This is a genomic window from Rummeliibacillus sp. NPDC094406 (assembly GCF_044763875.1).
Lineage (GTDB): Bacteria > Bacillota > Bacilli > Bacillales_A > Planococcaceae > Rummeliibacillus.
In genome coordinates, this window is record NZ_JBIWGZ010000018.1 from 1 (window position 1) to 1,453 (window position 1,453).

Genomic DNA, 1,453 nt, shown 5'->3' on the forward strand with positions numbered 1-1,453 from the left:
TGATCTGCACCCCAAATGTTAGACACAAATCTAACATTTGGAGGTGCCTTTTTTATGGCACGAATTACTTTTGAACAGAAGATAGATGCGATTTTTCGTTTTGAAAAGGGTGATGAAAGCCTTACTTCAATTGCTAAATCACTCAATTTAACTACTACTGAAATGCTTAATTTTTGGATTGAAAAATATCATTTCCATGGATCAGAATCTCTTAAAAAGGACTATACACGTTATACTTTTGAAGATAAACTATACATACTCAATTATATGAACGAGAATGGGTTGTCTTCTTTAGAGACTGCAGTACACTTTAATTTACCTACTCCAGGTACAATTAGAAAATGGCGAATTAGTCTTGGAAATGAAAAGGTAGATTCCCTCATTCTTAAGGAAAAGGGGCATAAAAAGTTGAAGAAATACAATCCTAAAAAAACTAAGAATCAAATCTTTGAAGAAGGTTCTTTGGAGGCATTACAAGCAGAGAATGAACGTTTACGTATGGAAAATGCATTTCTAAAAAAGTTGAATGCCTTAGTTCAAGAAAAAGAAACATTAAAACGAAAGACAAAGCGAAAGTAATCTATGAACTAAGGGATCAATTTAGTGTAAAAGAGTTAATAAAGCTTGCCGCTATCAAGCGTAGTACGTATTATTACTGGACAAGTCGCTTTGAACGACCTGATAAATATGCCGAAGTGAAATCGTTGATTTCTACTATATATCACGACCATAAAGGAAGATATGGTTATCGTCGAATAACATTAGATTTACATAATCAAGGCTTCCTAATCAATCATAAAACCGTTCAACGGCTTATGAAGGAATTAGGTTTAAAATCGCTTGTACGCATGAAAAAATACCGTTCTTATAAAGGAAATGTAGGTAAAATTGCACCAAACATTCTTAAACGTGATTTTGTTGCGACAAAACCAAATGAAAAGTGGGTAACGGACGTAACTGAATTTCATTTATTTGGTGAAAAGTTATATCTTTCCCCTGTACTAGATTTATTTAATGGTGAAATTATCGCCTATAATATTCAAAGTCGTCCTACATATGAACTTGTTTCGAAAATGTTAGACAAAGCTTTTTACTGCTTATCCGAAGGAGATGCCCCTGTCTTACATTCGGATCAAGGTTGGCATTATCAAATGAAACAATACTCTTACGCCTTAAAACAACATGGTATTAGCCAAAGTATGTCTCGTAAAGGCAACTGTTTAGATAATGCAGTAATTGAGAACTTTTTCGGTCTATTAAAATCTGAGCTATTTTATATGCAAGAATTCGAGAGTATGGCTCACTTCAAGCGTGAACTTGAACTCTATATCGAATACTACAATCACAAACGTATTAAAAGAAAATTAAAAGGACTAAGTCCGGTACAATACCGAATTCAATCCTCCATAGCTGCTTAACTTAATATAATGTCTAACTTTTTGGGGTCAATTCA

The 1,453-nt window shown here is 33.4% G+C and carries 1 protein-coding gene; it reads left to right on the forward strand.

Going from position 1 to position 1,453, the window contains the following annotated elements:
* Positions 1-54: 54 nt before the first annotated feature.
* Positions 55-1,418, forward strand: a protein-coding gene (locus ACIQ4I_RS20695; protein ID WP_403099629.1) for an IS3 family transposase whose coding sequence is annotated in 2 segments (ribosomal slippage) — positions 55-514 and positions 514-1,418 — 1,365 coding nt in all. Because the reading frame shifts where the segments join, the coding sequence is not laid out codon by codon here.
* Positions 1,419-1,453 lie beyond the last annotated feature (35 nt).